General features: G+C 49.0%; 14 protein-coding genes. 12 read left to right on the top strand and 2 right to left on the bottom strand.

From position 1 onward, the window contains the following. The first annotated feature begins 246 nt into the window (after positions 1 to 246). The 3 genes from ITJ88_RS08915 (at position 247) to ITJ88_RS08905 (ending at position 3,629) form a co-directional block, all read left to right on the top strand. Complete coding sequence (locus ITJ88_RS08915) at positions 247 to 1,827, top strand: peptide chain release factor 3 (protein WP_195865410.1); 1,581 nt, start codon at positions 247 to 249, stop codon at positions 1,825 to 1,827. A gap of 125 nt (positions 1,828 to 1,952) precedes the next feature. After that, positions 1,953 to 2,420 (top strand): YflT domain-containing protein, encoded by a 468-nt coding sequence (locus ITJ88_RS08910; RefSeq protein ID WP_195865409.1) that lies wholly within the window; start codon positions 1,953 to 1,955, stop codon positions 2,418 to 2,420. Positions 2,421 to 2,540: 120 nt separating this feature from the next. After that, complete coding sequence (locus ITJ88_RS08905; RefSeq protein WP_195865408.1) at positions 2,541 to 3,629, top strand: MBL fold metallo-hydrolase; 1,089 nt, start codon at positions 2,541 to 2,543, stop codon at positions 3,627 to 3,629. 164 nt (positions 3,630 to 3,793) lie between these two features. On the opposite strand, the gene ITJ88_RS08900 is transcribed toward ITJ88_RS08905, so the two are convergent. Further along, a complete protein-coding gene (locus tag ITJ88_RS08900; RefSeq protein WP_149427056.1) occupies positions 3,794 to 5,032 on the bottom strand; it encodes a purine/pyrimidine permease in 1,239 nt (412 codons plus the stop codon). A gap of 107 nt (positions 5,033 to 5,139) precedes the next feature. Between ITJ88_RS08900 and ITJ88_RS08895 the strand changes: the two genes are divergently transcribed. Genes ITJ88_RS08895 through ITJ88_RS08885 form a run of 3 tightly spaced genes read left to right on the top strand, consistent with a single transcriptional unit; the run spans position 5,140 to position 7,779 of the window. Further along, positions 5,140 to 5,961: a LysR family transcriptional regulator gene (locus tag ITJ88_RS08895; protein ID WP_133208048.1), complete on the top strand. Its 822-nt coding sequence runs from the start codon at positions 5,140 to 5,142 to the stop codon at positions 5,959 to 5,961. 30 nt (positions 5,962 to 5,991) lie between these two features. Next, positions 5,992 to 7,176, top strand: coding sequence for an RtcB family protein (locus tag ITJ88_RS08890; RefSeq protein ID WP_195865407.1), 1,185 nt, complete (start codon positions 5,992 to 5,994; stop codon positions 7,174 to 7,176). Positions 7,177 to 7,209: 33 nt separating this feature from the next. After that, positions 7,210 to 7,779 (top strand): hypothetical protein, encoded by a 570-nt coding sequence (locus tag ITJ88_RS08885; RefSeq protein ID WP_195865406.1) that lies wholly within the window; start codon positions 7,210 to 7,212, stop codon positions 7,777 to 7,779. A 33-nt stretch (positions 7,780 to 7,812) separates the two neighbouring features. Here ITJ88_RS08885 and ITJ88_RS08880 read toward each other — a convergent pair whose 3' ends face one another. Beyond that, positions 7,813 to 8,307 (bottom strand): hypothetical protein, encoded by a 495-nt coding sequence (locus ITJ88_RS08880; protein WP_195865405.1) that lies wholly within the window; start codon positions 8,305 to 8,307, stop codon positions 7,813 to 7,815. A 257-nt stretch (positions 8,308 to 8,564) separates the two neighbouring features. On the opposite strand from ITJ88_RS08880, the gene acnA reads away from it, so the two are divergent. From acnA to ITJ88_RS08850, 6 genes are all read left to right on the top strand, one after another. Continuing rightward, complete coding sequence (gene acnA, locus ITJ88_RS08875; protein WP_023467797.1) at positions 8,565 to 11,291, top strand: aconitate hydratase AcnA; 2,727 nt, start codon at positions 8,565 to 8,567, stop codon at positions 11,289 to 11,291. A 57-nt stretch (positions 11,292 to 11,348) separates the two neighbouring features. Continuing rightward, positions 11,349 to 11,813, top strand: coding sequence for a DUF3939 domain-containing protein (locus tag ITJ88_RS08870; RefSeq protein ID WP_023467798.1), 465 nt, complete (start codon positions 11,349 to 11,351; stop codon positions 11,811 to 11,813). A gap of 190 nt (positions 11,814 to 12,003) precedes the next feature. After that, the gene (locus ITJ88_RS08865) at positions 12,004 to 12,711 is read left to right on the top strand and encodes a hypothetical protein (protein WP_023467799.1); all 708 of its coding nucleotides are present in this window, start codon (positions 12,004 to 12,006) and stop codon (positions 12,709 to 12,711) included. 76 nt (positions 12,712 to 12,787) lie between these two features. Next, positions 12,788 to 15,031: an AAA family ATPase gene (locus tag ITJ88_RS08860; protein WP_195865404.1), complete on the top strand. Its 2,244-nt coding sequence runs from the start codon at positions 12,788 to 12,790 to the stop codon at positions 15,029 to 15,031. Positions 15,032 to 15,043: 12 nt separating this feature from the next. Continuing rightward, positions 15,044 to 15,481: an acyl-CoA thioesterase gene (locus tag ITJ88_RS08855; RefSeq protein ID WP_023467801.1), complete on the top strand. Its 438-nt coding sequence runs from the start codon at positions 15,044 to 15,046 to the stop codon at positions 15,479 to 15,481. A 236-nt stretch (positions 15,482 to 15,717) separates the two neighbouring features. Continuing rightward, positions 15,718 to 16,749 (top strand): M15 family metallopeptidase, encoded by a 1,032-nt coding sequence (locus ITJ88_RS08850; RefSeq protein ID WP_195865403.1) that lies wholly within the window; start codon positions 15,718 to 15,720, stop codon positions 16,747 to 16,749. Positions 16,750 to 16,761: the final 12 nt, after the last annotated feature.

Raw genomic sequence — 16,761 nt, 5'->3', positions numbered from 1 at the left:
TAGTCGATACAAAGACAGTGTGGACAGATGTCCGGGCTTGATGGAATACCATTGTACGTCTCCTCCTTCTGTAATAGTGAACTTCCTAGTCATCGTAAAGAAGATCGTGATGAATTGTCAACTTTAAATCTGAAAATTGAGTCAATGAAGTGAAATGGACGAGACCTTGAAAATTCGGTATGATAGACTAGTTGCGAAAAAGATTGATCGGACTTTTGAATATATCGGTGAAAGGAACTACCATACATGACAAACATTCTACAAACGGAAGTCGAAAAGCGTCGGATTTTCGGCATCATCTCCCACCCGGATGCGGGTAAGACGACATTAACTGAAAAATTCCTCCTGCACGGAGGGGCAATCCGTGAGGCAGGTTCTGTCAAAGCACGGAAAAACTCGAAATTTGCGAAATCGGACTGGATGGAAATCGAAAAACAACGCGGAATCTCCGTTACGTCTTCGGTCATGCAATTCGAATACAACAAAAAGATCGTCTCGATCATGGATACACCGGGTCACTCGGACTTCGGTGAAGATACGTACCGGATCCTGACAGCGGTTGACTCAGCGATCATGGTCATCGATGCGGCGAAAGGGATCGAGTCGCAAACGAAGAAACTGTTCCAAGTCTGTCGGATGCGCGGAATTCCAATCTTTACGTTCATCAACAAGATGGACCGTCAAGCACGTGACCCACTCGAATTGATGGAAGAACTCGAAGAAGTCCTCGGTATCCCGTCGGTTGCTGTGACGTGGCCAGCAGGTTCAGGTCAACAGTTCGAAGGGGTCTATGATCGTGTCAAAGGACAATTCCATTGTTTCAAGAACGATCGTAAGTCGATCGAACTCGGTGAGGAAGGTCTCGCGAACGAAGAACTCGCGACGACGATCAACTCGGAAATGTATGAGACGTTGATGGATGAAGTTGACTTACTCGACGGCGCAGGTAACGAATACGATGAAGAATTGATCGCAAAAGGTGAACTGACTCCGGTCTTCTTCGGATCAGCCCTCGTCGATTTTGGTGTCACACCACTTCTCGAACATTACTTGAACTTGTCCCCTTCACCGACACCACGCGAGTCGAACAAAGGGAAAGTCGAGCCGGCACAAGACTTCTTCAGCGGTTTCGTCTTCAAGATTCAAGCGAACATGAACCCGAACCACCGCGACCGGATTGCGTTCGTCCGTATTTGTACGGGTAAATTTGATCGTGGAATGGACGTCGTCCTGACACGGACAGGCAAGAAAATGAAACTGTCGCAATCGACACAATTCATGGCGGATGAGCGGGAAACGGTCAATGAAGCGTTCGCAGGAGATGTCATCGGGTTGTACGACTCAGGCAACTATCAAATCGGTGATACGATCACGAACGGTGATCCATCATTGCAATACGAAGCACTACCAACGTTCGCACCAGAACTCTTCTTGAAGGTCTACACGAAAAACGCCTTGAAGTCGAAACAGTTCCAAAAAGGTGTCGAACAGCTCGCGCAAGAAGGTGCGATCCAGGTCTACAAGACGGAATACAACGAAATCATCCTCGGAGCGATCGGACAACTCCAATTCGAAGTCTTCGAGCACCGGCTCAAAGGTGAGTATGGCGTTGACATCTTGAAGGATGCTGCGAACTTCCAAGTCGCGAAATGGATCAAGCCAGCTGAAGTCGCTGCCGTCAAACAATTGACGGATTCACGGACGGTTCTCGTCTACGACCGTTGGGATAATGCTGTGTTGTTATTCGCGAATGATTTCGTCTACGAGCGATTCGTTCAGAAAAACGAAGGAACGATCACATTGGTCGATTCACCGCAACAACTCTAAGTTTTTGACGGACTACTTTTCGAAGTGGTCCGTTTTTTCGTTTCTGAAATCTCGTTTGATGGCAAGCGAACAAGGGTAAAAACAGAGCGAGTTTGAATTCATATGAAAAAGGAAGGTGTCATGTGATGGCGAAACGGTTTGTTGGAATCTATCAGGATCAATCGAGTCTGGAACGAAAAATCGAGGAATTGAAACAACAGGGGCATCATGATTCGGATTTTTCTGTCGTCGGTCGAGATGACGCGGCAGACGAAGCATCGGGTGCAAGTTGGATTGATCAGGTCAAATCAAAATTTTCTAAAGAACCACCGCTCCGCGAGACATTAAAACGTGTCGGACATTCGGACGATGAGGCAGAACGGCATTACGCAGAAGTCGAGCGTGGCGGTCTTGCATTGTTCGTCAAGGATCGAAATCACGACCATGATCATAACCACGACCATGAGCACCATCATCACCATGACCACGATCATGACCATCGGCACGATGACAATAAGGTCGAAAATCCGGGGAACAATGCCTATGAATCCGATCACCGCGGGGACGGTGAGAAGAGCGACCGGGCGAAGTGGAAAGCGGACGATCTCGACTAATACCTAGAAGTGAAGGCGCCATATCGGTGATCTTCACTTTTTTCTCGCGTCCGGAGTCGCAAAGCGAGATGTGTGGGGAATCGAGGTGCTATACTGAGAGCATCGAAGAGGTGATAAGACATGAAAAAAATAGTGACAGCTTTAGCAGGAATCGGTCTTGCCAGTGCTTGGTTCATCAACCGATATCCGGTGTTCGGGAGACGACCAAGCCGTGCAGAGCGGCGGAGTTTTGAACGATCAGATCGTTTTGTCGACGGGAAGTTCAAAAATGAGATGGATTTCCAGTTGAAGATGGAATGGGACTCGATGAAAAGCATCTTAAAGGATTACGGACGAAACATTCCGAATCTGCGTCCTGTCAAAGCGTTACCGACGCTTCCGTATCAGCGACGTCAAGACGATAGTGAAGCACCACGCGTTACATGGTTCGGACATTCAGCATTTTTACTCGAACTCGATGGACAAACGATTTTCTTTGACCCGATGCTCGGGCGCGCACCATCACCGTTCCCGAAACTGGGGGGAGGACGTTTTCAAACGACGCAGACCGTTGATCTCGAACGCTTGCCGTTGATCGATGTCGTCGTCTATTCGCACGACCATTATGATCACCTGGATTATCCATCCGTCCTCGCCTTAAAAAATCGAGTCGGTCGCTTCATCGTGCCACTCGGGGTCGGTAGTCGTCTCCGTGGATGGGGCGTCTCGGCGGAGCGAATCACGGAACTCGACTGGCATGAATCGACGCAAGTCGGTGGCATTAAGCTGACAGCGGCTCCGTCGCGCCATTATTCAGGGCGAAATGGTCTTGATCAATTTTCAACGCTGTGGGCGTCATGGGTTATCGAAGGCTCACAAAAAGTCTTCTTTAGTGGTGATAGTGGGTATGGTCCACACTTCAAAGCGATTGGCGAACAGTATGGTCCGTTTGATTTAACGATGATGGAATGTGGGCAGTATGATGTCCGGTGGTCCAATTCGCACATGTTACCGGAACAAACGGTTCAAGCACATCGTGACGTCAAAGGTCGCGTCTTGATGCCGATTCATTGGTCTGCCTTCATCCTCGCGTTCCATGCATGGTTCGAGCCGGTCGAACGGTTGCTCAAGGAAGCAAAACGCGATGAGATTCCAGTTTTGACACCAATGATCGGGGAGAGTGTGACACCCGAGAGCACGACACGAAAATGGTGGCGGGAAGTGCGTTGAGTAAGATAGCTTTTTGATTTTAATTGAATGAAATGATAAAAAAGTAGCCTTTTCGAATCACATCGAAAAGGCTACTTTTTTAGGTGAATAAACAGACGAGATGCTCATCCTCGACCCTTACAGGAAAGCAAGGATGATGACATCGTCCGGTAGTACAATCTCATTTAGCTCGCCAATCGATCCGCTTGTTTCGCACGACGAGAACGCACTTTTTCGATGATTTCGAAACCGAGCACAAGCATCGTACCGACGAGTAATCCGTTACTGAGGAACGGACGAAGTGTCAAAGGCAGGACTTCTGCGATGACGGTTGATTGTAACAAGATACTAATACCGATGACAGCACTGATTGCAAACGCATGGCGGCGACGGCTATTCTCCATGTTACTTTCAGCAGACTGCCAGGCAATCAGGAACATGTGCGGCAATGTCGCAAGCAACGCGGCACTCGCGACACTACGCGGTAATGTCGCGATGATTCCGATCAAGCTTGGGAAGAAACCGATCAGTGCGATGACGAGTGAGGCGATCAAGAACGGGCGACGTTTCCGGCTTCCCGTTTGCGCGATGAATCCGCTCGTGATGGGTAACGGCACCGGGACAAGCGTCGAGAATGTAGCAGCGAGTAAATGAATGACGCCTTCGATGGATAACCCTTGGTGCAGACGTCCTTGTTTTTGAAGCGTCGCTTCGACGGCGCTTAAAGCGGCAATCAAATTGACGACGAGCAAGATCGCGAACGGAATTGCGACAAGAAACGCACTACCGTCAAACTGCGGCCATCCGAACGGTAACGCTTGCGGTGGTGCGAACAAACTAGACGACGCAGGAAGCGACGGACGGCTGACGAGCCAACCGACGATGATTCCGATCATCAAGGCAAACGGACGTAAGCGACTCGGTCCAAACTGGCTGAGTCCGAGTACGAGCAAGAACGTGATGATTCCGGCGAGACGTGTTGCCTCGACGGCAAGAACGGCACCGAGCATGACGCCTGTTAATTGAATACATAATAAGAGCAAAAACGTTCCGCTGACGAGCGGTGTGAAGACGGGTAATAAGTATTTCGTCCATCCTGTCAAACCGAGAATGATGAGGACGACGCCGGCAATGACGACGGCTGCCATCGCGATCGTAAAGGCCGTTTTTGAATCGACCGGTAGTGCGGCAATGACGACGAAGATGCTGACCCATGATCCGGCAGGTCCCGATACGATCGGAAGCCGGTGGCCGAAGGCTCCGTGTAGGAAACAGGCAATCCCGCCTACAAAGAACGACCGTTGGACAAGAGCAGCTGTCTCGACTGAAGAGAGGTCGAACAGACTGGCGACGACGATTGGTAAGGCGATCGTGTTCGCGAGTAAAAAGACGATCCACTGGAAGGTAGAAGTCGTTTGTTTCATGAAAAAGCTCCTTTCTTAAACTTCAGATATTCCTGCATCATAGCATATGAATGATGTTATGATTCATATATCTTTATACATGAAAACATATGAAAGAGATGATGAATATGGATTTACGTCAGTACCGCTATTTTTGTGCGGTCGTCGAGGAACAATCCGTCACGCGGGCAGCGGAGCGCTTGCGGATGGCGCAACCTGCCTTGACGCAGCAAATTCGGCGAATGGAAGAAGAGCTAGGTGTTCGTCTGATTGAGCGGGCAGGGCGCGGGATCCGGATTACCTCAAGCGGCAACCGCTTATATGAACGAGCAGTCTCTTTGCTACAGTTCGAGCAGGAGACACGGATGGAAGTGAGCGACATCGAAGCCGGGCGAACAGGGATTTTGCGAATTGGTGTCAACACATTGTCAGCCAGTCGGCTCGTCGAATGGATTGAACAGATGAAACGACGGCATCCTGGCATCATCTTACAAGTCCACCAAGGAGAATCGAGTGCGCTCATCGAACGGTTGAAAGAACGGTCGCTTGATGCGGCGTTCGTCCGTCTACCGATTGATGCGCAAGGGATTTCGATTGAATGGATGGAAGAAGAACCGTTTCATCAAGTCTGGCACCCCGATCACCCGACCGCGGATCTCATCATTCCGAGTCAAGAAGGACTCGGTGTCTTTCAGACGTTAAGTCAACGGCTCGGCGTCGTATCGCAAGAGACGTGTTCCGATGTTTTGACGCTGATCGGACTTGTCCGCAGTGGACAGGCGGTGACTGTATTGCCGGAGAGTACGTTGCGGGAACTGGATATGACAGGACTGCACCAGACATACCTATCCGGTGCCGCAAGTACGACAGCCTTCGTCTGGTTGACGGAGACGGGACCGACGACACTGACAAAACAATTCATTGAAATCATGAAAGAAACAGCAGATTGATCAACAGACAGGAAAGAAAGGATAGATTGTATGAAAACGATTCAAGGCACGTATGGGGAAGCGAAGATTTTCACAGATAACGTCGACGACCTGACGATTAAGCAGGTCGCAGCTATGTTAGAGGAACAATTTGCGACAGACAGTCGCGTCCGGATTATGCCGGATTGCCATGCTGGAAAAGGGTCTGTCATCGGAACGACGATGCATGTGACGGACGAGGTCGTACCGAATCTCGTCGGGGTCGATATCGGTTGCGGCATGTTATGTACACGACTTGCTGAACAAGAACCAATCGATTATGCAAAACTTGACGCGACGATTCAGCGTCTCGTTCCAAGTGGCATGTCGGTACGTCAGCAAGCTCATCCATTATCAGAACAGGTACCGTTTGATCAAGTGCTTGCACCGTTTAACGAGACACGGGCACGATTATCAATCGGTACGCTTGGTGGAGGGAATCATTTCATCGAACTGAACCAGGATGCAGCAGGACAGCGCTATCTCGTCATTCATTCTGGTAGTCGCAATCTTGGGAAGACGATTGCCGAACATTATCAAGCAGAAGCGGAAACGGCACGCTTCCAATTTGACGCGGACCAAGTCATCGCCGAATTGAAGCAACAAGGGCGCGAGTCGGATATTCAAGCCACCTTACAGCAATTGAAGGAAAAACGGTCTACGTTTAACAAAGATTTAGCATCTGTTTCTGGCGAAGCGATGGAGCGTTACCTCCATGATCTCAAGATTGCCCAACGATACGCGGCATTGAACCGTCAGGCGATGACCGAAGTTATTTTTGAAGCGATGGGGTGGACGGCTGCGGATCAGTTCGATACGATCCACAACTACATTGATCTTGACGCGATGATTCTACGAAAAGGTGCCATCTCTGCAAAAGCCGGCGAGCGGGCAATCATTCCGATGAACATGCGTGATGGTTCCTTGATCGTCGTCGGAAAAGGAAATCCCGATTGGAACTATTCCGCGCCACACGGAGCAGGACGCATCATGTCGCGGTCAAAAGCATTCAAAACGGTTGAACTGGATGCGTTCGAAAAGACGATGACCGATGTCTGGTCAAGTTCAGTCGTCGCATCGACGCGTGACGAGTCGCCGTTCGTCTACAAACCGATGGATGAAATCATCCGTAACACGAAAGAAACGGTCGATGTCGTCGAGATCATTAAACCGCTGTATAACTTTAAGGCGAAGTGATAGAAGGATATCAACAATGGGGGAGGATGTTCTATGAACTATAAGGGGACTATGCTGATTCTGTTTTCAAGTGTGTTTTTAATCGCTGGATGCACGGATGAGACGGTCACGACGGAACAGAAAAAAGTAGAAGTCAAAACTACTACGCATACGAATCAGACGAAACACGCCATCTTAAATCCAGTTCAGTATGAAAAGCTTTTCAATCATATGAATGAACACTTGAAGATGGATCAGTTTCAGTTGAAGAGAAGTACGATCGGTGCAGACTTCACGGCTGTCGACCAATCCTTGAGTTTTGGGAAAAGACGATGGTTAACGGTTGACGGAACGATTGACACGCCATCGACCCAGGAGACACTTTATTTTGAAAACCAAAAACAAGATACGCAGTTAGCGATTCATTTTGCGTATACGGATCGATACATAGGTAATGATTTGGTTCAGTATCAATCAAACGGTGATTACGGCGAGCTCCTCATCATCAGCTACAAAAATATCCTCATAACCGTGCAACAAAATGCTTTACAGAAAGTCGATTCAAACACGACGCAGGAAGCAGCAAAACAGGTAATCCAGGAATTAAAAAACGTTCCCGTTTAAAACGAGAACGCAAAGAAGACAACTCTGATTTGATTAGACTGTACCATCCGGTAATGTCTCACCTGTCCGGCGAATCGTCGCTCCGAGTTCAGCGGCGATCGCATTGACGGCTTCTGAATCTTCGTTGACTTCACTGATCAAGATGACACCGTAATGGTCGGGATCAATCTGATTCAGCGTCCGGTTGAATAAATCAAACGATTCCCGTTCGTTCTTTTCATCCCTGTTCGCACCAATCAAATAACCAGCAACGGAACCGACGAGCATACCGAACGGACCTCCGACGACACCGATCGCCATGCCGATCAATGAGCCTTTGAAGGATTGGTCCTGTTGCGTGAAGTCGATGGCATCGATGAAAGAGAAACCCTCTGCTTCGTCACGTTTTGCGAGAACCATCTGATCCATCTCGATTTCCTTGATTGCCTCGAGGTCCTTAATCATCGCAAAGCCTGTTTTTGCTTTTTCTAAATCACTAAAAATGATTGTCGTAATAACGTGCGTTGCATCGCTTTTATATTTCGCCATAATAAACGCCTCCACAAGAATCGGATATCATACTACACTTTTTAAGTACCCTGAACATTCTAAATGGAAACGCGAGACTGGAAATATGAGAAAAACAGGACAACAGAATAATTTTCTAATATCGGCAATAAGTAAAACTTATCGAAAGTCTTTTGTTCTTTCAAATTGTAACGGAATCCATATTATACTATGATAGAACTGTACAAGTAAGCGGTATCAGGGGCTTGATGTCGTGAACACTTAAAGGGGGAATCACCATGAAGCAAACAGATGTGTCGCAAGATGTCTTTGGCGCACGCCGTTCGTTTGAAGCAAACGGTAAGAATTATCAGTACTATAGTCTTGAAAAATTGGAAGAACTCGGATTGACGGAAGTCAAACGTCTTCCATACTCGATTCGTGTCCTACTCGAGTCAGTACTTCGTCAACAAGATGGTCGTTCGATCACACGTGAACACGTCGAGAACTTGGCGAAATGGGGAACAGCTCAAGTTTCGAACGATGTCGATGTTCCGTTCAAACCGTCACGCGTTATCCTTCAGGATTTCACAGGTGTTCCAACGGTCGTTGACCTCGCGTCACTTCGTAAAGCCATGCAAGATCTCGGTGGAGACCCATCGGTCATCAACCCAGAAGTACCAGTCGACCTCGTCGTTGACCACTCGGTTCAAGTCGATGCTTACGGTTTTGCTGGAGCACTTGCAGAAAACATGGATCTCGAATTCGAACGTAACGAAGAGCGTTACAAATTACTTCGCTGGGCGACATCGGCATTCGATAACTACCGTGCCGTACCACCCGCAACAGGGATCGTCCACCAAGTTAACCTCGAGTACTTGGCATCTGTCGTCCTCGAAAAGGAAACAGCAGACGGTACAGTTGATGTGTACCCGGATACACTCGTCGGAACGGACTCACATACGACGATGATCAACGGTCTCGGCGTCCTCGGTTGGGGAGTCGGTGGGATCGAAGCGGAAGCGGGCATGCTCGGACAGCCGTCATTCTTCCCAGTACCTGAAGTCATCGGTGTACGCATCACAGGTGAGATGCACCCAGGAACGACAGCAACAGACGTTGCCCTTCGTGTAACGGAAATGCTCCGTCAAGAGAACGTCGTCGGTAAGTTCGTCGAGTTCTTCGGTCCATCACTCCACTTGATGTCTCTTTCTGACCGGGCAACAATCGCGAACATGGCGCCAGAATACGGTGCAACATGTGGATTCTTCCCAGTCGACACAGAAACATTGACGTACCTTCGTCTGACAGGTCGCGATGAAGAATTGATCGAAAAAGTCGAGAACTACTCGAAAGCAAACGGTTTGTTCTACACGCCACAAAACGAAGATCCAACATTCACGAAAACAGTCGAACTTGATCTTTCGACGATCGTTCCTGCCCTTGCTGGACCAAAACGTCCACAAGACCGGATCGATTTAACGGATGTTCATACATCATTTAAAAAAGCGTTGACGGCTCCACAAGGAAACGCTGGATTCGGCTTAGCGGAAGAAGAAGCGAACAAAGTCGCTGTCGTTCAGTTCGAAGACGAAGCAGTTGAAATGCGTACAGGTGACGTTGCAATCGCTGCGATCACGAGCTGTACGAACACATCAAATCCATATGTCATGATCGGTGCGGGACTCGTCGCGAAAAAAGCGATCGAACTCGGTCTTTCGGTTCCGAAATACGTCAAGACATCACTGGCGCCAGGATCGAAGGTCGTTACGGATTACCTCGAGAAATCAGGACTCCAAACGTACCTTGACGAACTCGGCTTCAACACGGTCGGTTACGGCTGTACGACATGTATCGGGAACTCTGGTCCACTCGACCGCGCAGTCGAAGACGCAATCCTCGGTTCAGACTTACTCGTTTCGTCTGTCCTCTCCGGTAACCGTAACTTCGAAGGTCGTGTCCACCCGCTCGTCAAAGCGAACTACTTGGCTTCACCGCCACTCGTCGTCGCGTATGCACTTGCAGGAACAGTCGACGTCGATATCATGAACGCGTCACTCGGAACAGGCAAAGACGGACAAGAAGTCTTCTTCGCTGACATCTGGCCGTCACGTGATGAGATCCAAACGATCATCAACACGGTCGTCACACCAGAAAGCTTCCGTGCAGAATACGATTCAGTCTTCACAGGAAACGAACGTTGGAACAACCTTGATGTGCCAACAGGAGATCAGTACGACTTCGACGGTGAGTCGACGTACATCCAAAACCCACCGTTCTTCGAGAACTTGGCGAAGGAAGCTGGTCAAGTCGAAGCGCTCAACGGACTCCGTGTCTTCGGTAAGTTTGCTGATTCGGTTACGACGGACCACATCTCACCAGCGGGTTCATTCTCGAAAACGACACCAGCCGGTCAATACCTCGTCAACAAAGGGGTTGCACCAAAAGACTTCAACTCATACGGTTCGCGTCGTGGTAACCACGAAATCATGATGCGCGGAACGTTCGCGAACATCCGCATCCGTAACCAAGTCGCACCAGGTACAGAAGGTGGCTTCACGACGTACTGGCCAACAGGCGAAACGATGGCGATGTACGATGCTGCGATGAAGTACAAAGAAGATGGCACAGGTCTTGTCATCCTTGCTGGTAAAGATTACGGAATGGGTTCTTCACGTGACTGGGCAGCAAAAGGAACGAACTTGCTCGGCGTCAAAGCCGTCATCGCGGAGAGCTTCGAGCGGATTCACCGTTCAAACCTCGTCATGATGGGTGTTCTTCCACTGCAATACGTGGCAGGCACGACAGCTGAAACACTTGGTTTAACAGGTGAAGAAGCGATCAGCATCGCAATCGATGAGTCTGTTCGTCCACGTGACATCGTTAAAGTCACAGCGACAGCGGCAGACGGAAAAGTCACTGAATTCGAAGCGATCGCTCGTTTCGACTCAGAAGTCGACATCGATTACTACCGTCACGGCGGGATCCTTCCAATGGTCCTTCGTGAGCGTCTCCAACAAGCATAAGTTGTCTAATCAAAGGTGGGGGAAACCCCACCTTTTTTTGACGAGAGGAGGAAAAAGGTGAACCGATTCAAGAAGTGGTTTCAACCGAAGGAAGACCAGCCGTTGCCGATGCGTGACGTGACGCTTGATGAAGTCAAACAAGCGACACATGCCTTTGAATCCGAACTACCGAAAGGGACGAATCGGACAGTGCTTCTAGATAATGAGCAACGCATTGACTTAAAGCAGCTGGAGCCGTATTTGAAAGCACGTTCGACACAAGTGTTTTACATGTCGCGTGAGACATTCACCATCATGGAGGCAAAAGATCGGGAGCTCGTCTATGAGATGGATCATGTCCAAGTTGCCGTCGATCGCTATTTTGACCGGGTGAAGAAACTCCCGTTGAAACCGTATAGTAAGACGTTCCAAGTCGACTGCGCGATGTTGTTTCAGGATGGCTATTTGCGTGAAATGCCGCATCATAGCTATTACTTGGTCGATGAGTCGATGATCGTCTCGCTGACGCCGAAGGAAGCATAAACGTAACCAAGGGTGGACCGAATTGATTCGGTTCGCCTTTTTTTGTCGTCCTGACCGTTTTCTGATTTGTTCAAAAGTCTGACGAATTTAGTCAGAAATCGTGAAATCTCGGACAAACCCTTTGTATTCTCCTTATAAAACCGATACGATGATAAGGAATAGAGACTTGAGCTAGGAAGGTGTACATGGCATGACGAAACGAACGAGCACGTGGATTGCAGTAGCAATCGTGGCAATGGCGATCCTCCTTGCCTACAATTTTTATCTCTTGAACAAGACGCAGACCGCAAGCGATGAAAAAGCCGCGACGGTCAAACCGTTTTATACGATGACACGCATTCAATATGTTGAGAAGAAGCTCGCGACGAAAAAAGATGAACTTGAATCACGCACGTATGAAGTCGTCTTTAATGACAAAGGTCATTTCCGGACAGAAGTCGTAGACGGTCCGTCAAAAGGATCGCTCGCGATCTGGAACGGGACGATGTTCCGTGAGTATGATGCGACAGGGAAGTTAGTCAATGAGACGAAAGCGGGCAAAAGTGTCAGCGCGCCGCGCCCATTCCTCTCACGTGGCTTCAACGAACAGATCCTCGCTTTCATCAACAAAGGTGACTTCGGACAAGTCGAGGGAGAAGCGGACATCGCCGGAATGGCAGCAGACGTGTACGTGAAAAAAGAACCATCAAGCACGGTACCAGAAGACTGGATCAAACAATATCCATCGATCTTCGATAAAGAAAACAACCAGGAACAAGCAACGTATTATGTCGCTTCCGACCGTTCGAAAGTACTCGGTGCGGAGTCACGCAATAACGGTAAACTGTTCTACTCTGTCAAGATGAAGAGTTTTGAAACGATCGATACGTTCGATCCGGATTGGTTAAAAGCAAAATAAACAAGAAACGACCGGCGATGACGCTACGAAACGGTAGCGGACAAAGTCGGTTTTTTCGAGACGCAGGAGGTTCAACATGGAAGCATTCTCGAAAGAGGAGATGTTCAATCAAATCAAAGCGTGGGAAGAGGGCGCGAAGGTCGAGGAGGTACTCGCCTTACGTTATGCTCAAAGTAGCCGGTTGCTTGGAGAAACGGACGCACTCGTCCGCATCTTAGCGTTACTCGTCGAACATCGCTATATCATGACGGGACGACTGGATGCCTTAGCTGAGAGCTGGATGCAAGAAATCCGTCAGCATGGTCGTTTGCCAGCTCGTCTGGAGCAATTGTTGACGGAACAACAATTACAAAGTACGTATCAGCGCCTCGTCGCGCATACGTTTCCGACGATTCGCGAGACGGACAATGCGAACGCCAAACGATCAGCAACGAAAGAACTGATTCTCCAAGCAAGCCAAATCGTCGAGGAGACGGAACAAATCGTCGAACTGACGGAACGGTTGCGTCGATTGGATGCTGGTCGCTGGACGGAACTGTTCGAAGCTGGAACGGCATTACTGCGTTCGAGTGCCACGCTTGAACAGACAGCGCAGACATTCGTCGACAGCTTACAAGAGCGCTTCTATTCCCGGGAAGCGTTCCGCGAGATGACGGAACTGAAAGCGACGACGATCCAGGATCTCAAACGTGTCGTTGCTTTGCTCCCCGTCGAAAGCAAACAAGTCGAACGCTCAGCACTCGAGGAACTTGACGCGATGATTGGTCTCGAAGACATCAAACAACGGGTCCATCATATGTATCGCTTCTTGAAGTATCAACAGAAACGATCGGAAGATGGTTACCGTTCAAGCGATCAACCATCCTTACACATGATTTTCATGGGGAACCCCGGAACCGGAAAGACGACCCTTGCCCGTTTGATGGCAAAGATCTATCACGAGCTCGGACTTCTCGAACGACCGGAAGTCGTCGAGACGGATCGTTCATCGCTTGTCGGTGCGTTCGTCGGTCAGACGGAAGAACAGGTCATGAGTAAAGTCCGCGAAGCCGTCGGAGGGGTGCTCTTCATCGATGAAGCCTATGCCTTAAAACGTGCCGGACAAAGTGGGAACGATTATGGTCAGGCAGCGATCGATACGCTCGTCGCAGCGATGACGAGTGGGGAATATGCAGGACGATTTGCGGTCGTGCTTGCTGGATACCCAGAAGAGATGCGTGATTTCCTGAAGGCGAATCCTGGACTCCGGAGTCGTTTCCCGGAATCAAATCATTATCTACTCGCCGACTATACGGATCAGGAGCTGCTCGCCATCGGACGGTCGATCGCGACCGCGAACGATTACGTCTTGACGGAACAAGCAGAGCGGGCGTTGCTCGGTCGTCTGGAACGAGAACGGGTTGACGCCAGTTTCGGAAATGGACGCGCCGTCCGTAATATCGTCCTTGATGCGATCTTCAAGAAGGGATCAAGCCTTGGAGAGAGTGCCAGTCACGAAGACTTTGCCTTACTCGAACAAGAAGATTTTGAGATGGTGCAAGAACCGGACGCAACCGTTGAGGAGCGGATCGCTTCGCTCGTCGGATTGTCTGATCTCAAAGACGAACTCAAGCAGATTGAAGCCTTATTATCGATGCAAAAACGTCGCCGGGAAGCCGGTTATAAAGTCTTACCGGTCGAATTACATGCGGTCTTTAGCGGCAATAGCGGGACCGGAAAGACGACCGTCGCGCAGCTCTATGCCGATATCTTACGACAATGCGGTTATTTGAAACGCGGACACTTGAAAGTCGTCAGCCGGGCGGATCTCGTCTCCGGTTACGTTGGACAAACGGCGCAAAAGACGCGTGACGCGATTCGCGACGCGCTGGGTGGTGTCTTATTCATCGATGAAGCGTATGCGTTAAATGGTGGAGCGAACGACTTTGGAAAGGAAGCGATTGATACGCTCGTGGATGAGATGACGAAACATCAAGACAATCTCGTCGTCGTCCTTGCGGGTTACGAGCAACAGATGAACGCCTTGCTTGCAAGTAACCCAGGATTGAAATCACGCTTCAAACGGTCATTCCACTTCCCGAATTATTCGCCAGACGAGTTGATTCAAATCATTGAAGGATACGCAGCACGGTTCGGATACGAGCTGACGGAGGACGCACGGTTGACGCTTACCGAGAAGATTGATGTCGTTCCGAACGGAAACGCACGGGCGGCGATCACGATCGTCGAACAGGCGATCGCGAAGCAGTCGATGCGATTAATTGACAAAGTTAGCTTGTCCGGTTCAGAATGGTCCTATCTTGAAAAAGAGGATTTTTAAGGGGGAAGCTACATGCACACGATTGAAATACCTGTCCGGTACGCTGAGACGGACATGATGGGCATCGTCTATCATTCGAACTATCTCGTCTATCTGGAACTCGCACGGACAGAATTAATCCAGTCCTTAGGTCTTGATTACAAGGAGATGGAAGATGCGGGATATGTCTCCCCGGTCACGAATGTCAATCTCGATTACAAACGCTCGTTGACGTATGGTGATACAGCGGTCGTAACAGTCTGGATTGATCATTACGATGGATTACGGACGATTTATGGTTATACGGTCAAACATCCGGACGGGAAGCTTGCAGTATCGGCGAAAACGACACACGTCGTCGTCAAGAAGGAAAACTTCCGACCGATTCGCTTGCCGAAGGTGTTCCCGAACTGGCACGAAATTTATGAGAAGATGAGTGAGACGGACGCAGCACTCTTAACGGAAGCGTGAAGAAATACATCAAAAGCGGGATCGATTTTTGAATCGGTTTCGCTTTTTTCTTTTTTCAGTCTGGACAGTAAAAGTTAGCACTTGGTACTAACGACCGATGACAAAGTCAGGATCATTTGCGAAAATAAAGAAGCTGAAGTAAGGTAGGGACTTACTCTATCTGTCGGAAGTAGACTCGACGGATGGAACGATTAGCGGTAACATAGAGAAGCATAAAAAGAAGAGGGGTCTTACTCATGAAAAAAATCGTAACCGTCAGTACGTTAGCGCTTCTCCTTGCAGGATGTAATCCTGGGGATCAACAAGCGGATGATACAACGAAAACGGAACAGAAATCAGATGAGACAAAACAATCAAACGACGAAACGAAAAAAGAAGACACAGCAAAAGACACGAACAAAGAAGAAACAAACAAAACAGACGAAACAGCAAAAGACGATACGTCAGAAGAAGCAAAACAAGAAGACAATTCGTCTGATGCGGCAACGCAAGAAGATCAAAAATCTTCGGATGAGACGAAAAAAGAAGAAGAACAAAAAGACGATACACCAGCTTCAGAGAACAAAACAGAGGACAAAAAAGACGAATCGACGGATAAACCGGATAGTTCATCTCAGGATCCAGAACAAGAGAAACCGTCGAAACCAGAAGATGAGACACCAGATGTCGATAAATCAGCAGATGCCAAAGCAGATCTATCACTTGGTAATCTCGTCGTCGTCAATAAGAAATACGGCTTACCAATCGACTACAAACCATCGGATCTCGTCGTCCCAGACGTCAGCTTCTCATATTCGGGCGTGCTCGAGCAAAGCTACATGCGGGCGCCAGCTGCGAAACAGATGGAGAAGATGTTCGCCGCTGCTAAAAAAGAAGGCGTGACATTGAACGCTGTCAGCGGATTCCGTTCAGGCGAACGTCAAAAAGTATTGTATAATAATTATGTCGCACGTGATGGCAAGGCAGCTGCTGATCAATATTCAGCACGTCCTGGTAACAGTGAGCACCAAACAGGTCTTGCTTTTGATATTTCGGCACCAAGTGTTGGTAACGGATTGACGGCTGCCCTTGGTGATACGAAAGAAGGAAAATGGATTGCGAATAACGCAGCGAAATATGGTTTCATCGTGCGCTACGATCGTGGCTTCCAATCACGGACAGGCTATACGTATGAGCCATGGCACATTCGTTATGTCGGTGTCGATGCCGCGACACAAATTAAAAATAACGGACAGACTCTTGAGGAATATATGAAAGTCGGTCACTAAGAGGTTGGAGGT

Origin of the sequence: Exiguobacterium abrahamii (genome assembly GCF_015645365.1) — a bacterium.
Taxonomy (GTDB): Bacteria; Bacillota; Bacilli; order Exiguobacteriales; family Exiguobacteriaceae; genus Exiguobacterium_A; species Exiguobacterium_A abrahamii.
Note: the sequence above shows the minus strand (reverse complement) of the source record. Positions and strands in the feature narration are given on the sequence as shown.